This window comes from Mycobacterium sp., assembly GCF_032162105.1.
Classification (GTDB): Bacteria; Actinomycetota; Actinomycetes; order Mycobacteriales; family Mycobacteriaceae; genus Mycobacterium.
In genome coordinates, this window is the sequence record NZ_JAVRPS010000266.1 from 1 (window position 1) to 4,703 (window position 4,703).

General features: G+C 65.6%; 2 protein-coding genes. Both read right to left on the reverse strand.

The window, feature by feature from the left end:
• The coding region (locus tag QOC69_RS13540; protein ID WP_526440264.1) for a type I polyketide synthase at positions 1 to 1,714 on the reverse strand (1,714 nt) is incomplete at its 3' end.
• Positions 1,715 to 1,758: 44 nt separating this feature from the next.
• Positions 1,759 to 4,703: beta-ketoacyl reductase (locus QOC69_RS13545; protein ID WP_526440262.1), on the reverse strand; the 2,945-nt coding region annotated here is incomplete at its 5' end.

Below are 4,703 nucleotides of genomic sequence, written 5' to 3' on the forward strand. Positions count from 1 at the left end.
CGCTCAGGTCGATACCCAATTCCTCGCTGAACCCCGCGGCGCACCGATCGAAGTGTTCGGCGAACACCGGCTCGGATTCATGGAGGCCGCGTGCCATCCCGACGTGCTGAGCACCTTGGCCGGGAAAGAGGAAGACGACTCTTTCCGTGTTCGATTCACTGCCCGAAGGGGACTCGCCGACGAAGACGTTGTCGTGTTCGGGTGCCTGCAGTACCGCTGCCGCGTGCTCCTGATCGTTGACGACCGCGGCCATCCGGATGTTCTCTTGTCGGCGCCCCGCAAGGGTGAATGCGACGTCGAACGGGCTCAGCTCGTCTGGGCCGCACAGTTCGGCGGCCAGCGCGGAGCGGGACTGTTCCAGTGCCTCTGCGGTTCGGGCGGACAGCATGAGGACCTGTGGACCATTTTGGGTTTGCGCGGGCGAAGCCACCGGCGCCTCTTCCAGGACGACGTGCGCGTTGGTGCCGCCAACGCCGAACGAGCTGACGCCGGCGCGACGCATGCCGTCCCATTCCCACGGGCCGTACTCGCTGCGAACCACGAACGGTCCTCCGTCGAGCCGCAATTCGGGATTGGGGCGGGTGTAGTGCAGTGTTCCCGGGATGGCCCGGTGTTCGAGGCACAGAATCGCCTTGACCAGACCGGCGATCCCGGACGCCACCTCCAAGTGGCCGATGTTGGACTTGACCGAACCCAGGAAGCACGGGCCAGGCCTGGCTGCGGTGGAAACGCCGAACGCCTGCCGCAACCCTTCTAGCTCGATCGGGTCGCCGAGTGGCGTGCCGGTCCCATGGGTCTCGACAAAGCTCACGGTCGACGCATCGATGCCCGCTACCGCATGCGCCTCGGCGATGGCCTCGGCCTGACCGGCGGCGTTGGGCGCCGCGTAGTTCATCTTCGTCGACCCGTCGTTGTTGATCGCCGATCCCCTGATGACGGCGCGAATGCGATCTCCGTCGTCGACAGCGGCCTCAAGTGGCTTGAGCACCACGACGGCGACGCCGCTGCCGAAGATGGTGCCATCCGCCCTGACGTCGAACGGCCTGCAATGGCCGCTCGCCGACGCCATCGATCCGGGTTGGTACCAGTATCCGACTCGGTGCGGGACCCGAATCGACGCGGCACCGGCCAGAGCGATGTCGCATTCACCGCTGAGCAGGCTCTGGCAGGCCAGGTGCACCGCGACCAGTGACGACGAGCAAGCCGTCTGAACCGAAAGTGCGGGACCGCGCAGATTGAATTGGTGTGCCGCCCGGGTCGCCAGATGATCTTTGTCGTTCTGCAGCGACAAGTTGATCATGTCAAAGCTGGCCCCTTGGCCCATGATTAGGTACGGGTCGTGGTGCGACATGAGGTTGTTCAGCAGATAGCCACTCGCGGAGCTCGTTCCGTACACACCGATCGAATCATCGGACTGCGCCGGGTCGCAGCCGGCGTCTTCCAGCGCGTGCCACGCAGTCTGCAGGAACAGTCGGTGTTGGGGATCCGTCATCCGCGCGGCTTGCGGCGTGAAACCAAAGAATTCAGCGTCGAATTCGTCTATGCCGGCCATCAGCGCCGCCCGCCTGACATACGCATGATTCGCCAGAGCCTTGTCGCTCACGCCGCCGGCTATCAGCTCGTCCTCCGACAAGGTGACGATGGATTCCTCACCGCTCCGGAGGTTCCGCCAGAACGCTGACACGGATTCGGCGCCGGGGAATCTGCCGGCCATGCCGATGACCGCAATGGCGTTGGGTGGGAATTCTGTACTGCCAGTCACGCTCGTTGTCCTGCCGTCCGCCGCTTTGCGGCACGTTGGCGCGCTGCGGCACGTTGATGGGTTCGATCGCGAAGTCCGTTCGCGGGCTCGGTGGGGTCCTGTCCGGCCAGGCCGAGCTGATCGATGAGATCGGCCGTGAGATCTTGCAGTGAGGCACCCTGCAACAGAAGTGCCACGGGCGGCTCGACGCCGAAGTCCCCGCGAGTGGTATTCCTGATCCGCACGGCCATCAGCGAATCCATTCCCAGGTCGATCAACGGCTGGCCCGTGTCGATGGCCCAGCCATCGGGGTAGCCCATGATTGCCAGAATGCGCCCGCGCAGCCGCTCGGTGATGACCCGGTTGGCCTCGAGAGCGTCGAGTTCGCGAAGGGCGTCGGGACCCGGCCAGTCATCGCCGTCGCTCAGGTCGTCCAACTCCTCGACCAGCCTTGCGAAGTAGCCGAGTCCGCTGATCTCTGGGAACGCGGCCGCTGCCCGGTCAAGACGTAGCCGTGCGACACCAGCTCGGGTGAGGTTGCCGCCCACCAGCGACTCCAGGGCCTCGACGCCTTCGGCGGGAGCAATGGGATCGAGCACACTCAGCGTCAGCGAGCGAGCGACTCCGACGTCCGACCACTGGCCCCAATTGATCGCGGTAGCAGGCAGACCCGATGCTCTTCGCCACGCGACCAGCGCATCGAGCCAGGCGTTCGCGCAGGCGTACGCGCCTTGCCCTGGCGAGCCCAACAACGAAGCCATCGAAGAGAAGCCAACCCACCAGTCGAGTTGTCGGGAGGCTGTGACTTCGTGCAGCCGCAATGCGCCGGCCACCTTGGGTGTCCATACGCGTTCCAGGCCTTCCCGGCTGAGGTTGGCCAGTAGACCGTCATCGATCACGGCCGCAGCATGAATGACGCCCCGCAACGGCAATCCGGTCTCTTCTGCCGCCGTGACGAGCCGCTCCGCGACTCCCGTTGCGGCGACATCCCCCCGTACGACGGCGATTTCGGCACGACTATCAAGGTCGGCAAGGCTCGTCGGTTGCCCATTTCCTGGATCGGATCGACTGTTGAGGACGACGCGCCCGGCGCCGCCGTCGACCAGCCAACGGGCGACGACCATGCCCAGGCCACCGAGTCCGCCCGTGACGATGTACGAGCATTCCGGGCGCACAACCGGATCCCGCTGGGGCGCAGCAACCGTCGCCCGCGAGAGCCGTTCGACAGTCCTGCTTTCCCCTCGCCACGCAATGATGTCATCGGTACCCAAAAACCCCAATTCCGTGGTCAGCGGCACATCGATGTCGTGCGCCATATCGAGATCAACCAGAGTGGCGCGCAGGGCCGGGTGCTCGTAAGCGAGGACCCGGATCAGACCTTTGAGAGCACCGATCGCTGGATCGCCCAACTCATCATCGTGAACGACCAGACCGCTGCGCGTCACCAACCACAGCCGTGGCGGCTTTCCGTGCCAGCCACCGACGATCGCGCGTACCGCAGCCGAGATGCCCAGAATCAAATTCTGCGCGCGCGCCAGCGCACCATCGGCGTCGGTGCCATCGAACGAGCGCCGTCCGATCAAGACGACGACGCCTACCGGCGGAAGCTCGGGCTCCGCTGCAGTTCTCGCGAATGCTTCCAGCACTGCGGACTCATTTGACAAGTCTGCGCTGATCACTCGCCGGGTGGGCGAACCGAAGCTGGTACTGAAATCCGCAGCGATCGCCGTCGTTTCGGCGCCATCGGTGAGCAGCAACCAGCTTCCGGCAGGCGGATCCGATACGGCCGGGCCGCTTCCCGACGACGTCGGCGTCCGCACCCACACCGTGTCAAAGATCTTCTGCTCCAACGGTAATGGCACCGTTCGGCGCTCTACCCGCCGTAGATAGACGCCGGTGATTTCGGCGGTCGGCGTCCCAGCCTCATCCGTCAGGATGATCGAGCCCAGCTTGCCGGCACCGTCGCCGTCGAGGCTGACCATCTCGGCCCGGCATCGTGCCCTTCGGCCGACATCGCCGAGCACCCGGATCGTCTCGAAGGACACGGGTAGGTATGTCGCTTCGGCCGCATCCGATAGCGATTCGGCCGGCATCGCGGCGGCCAGGCTCTGCAGCGCCGCATCGAGCATCACGGGATGTAATCGATAGTCCCGATGCGGGGCGGCCTCCTCGGGGAGCGCGATCTCGGTCTCCGAACGACCGCTGGGCATCCGAACGATTCGGGTCAATGCGGCAAACGCTTGCCCATGATGGGTGCCAGTCCGTCGCAGAGCGGCGTACAGGTCAGCGGGCGACACGGCAGTCCCGCCCTCGGCAGGCGAGCCCGTCCGCTCAGCCGGACCATCCCGCTGCGCCAAGTCGACGCGGGCCACCGCATGCCGACGCCAGCTGCCGTCGGTTGAGCGCGACTGGATCTCGACGCGGATCCCATTGTCCGCGCTACGGATGAGCTGCGTCGTTAGCTGGGTCTGGCCGTCCAAGGTCAGCATCTGCTCGATCTCGAGCCGACTCACCTCGACGGCCTCAACCGCCATGCCGAGCGCTACGCAGCCGGCAGCCAGCGCAATCTCGGCAAAAGCCGCTGCCGGCATGATCGGTTGGCCATGCACCCTGTGATCCGCCAGCCAGGGAATCATCTCGGTTCCGACGTCGGCCTGCCAGACGTGGTCGCCGGATGGCACTTCCATGTGTGCACCGAGCAACGGATGGACATCGGCTAACACCCGACCAGCCGATCGATTCGCAACCCAGTACGTCGAATGCTGCCAGGGAGCCGGTGGGACATCCGCGAGCCGACCTCCGCTACCGGCAGACTGCGCCGTCCCGCCTGAATGTGGCCGAACCGCAGCGAGCTGCGTGTGGAAGGTGAGGGCTTCGTGGTCGTCCCGGTTCAGCGTCACCGCCACGTGGGCATCGCCGCGCGGTCTGACGGACGCGAGCGTCTCGGTGATGGCATGGATGA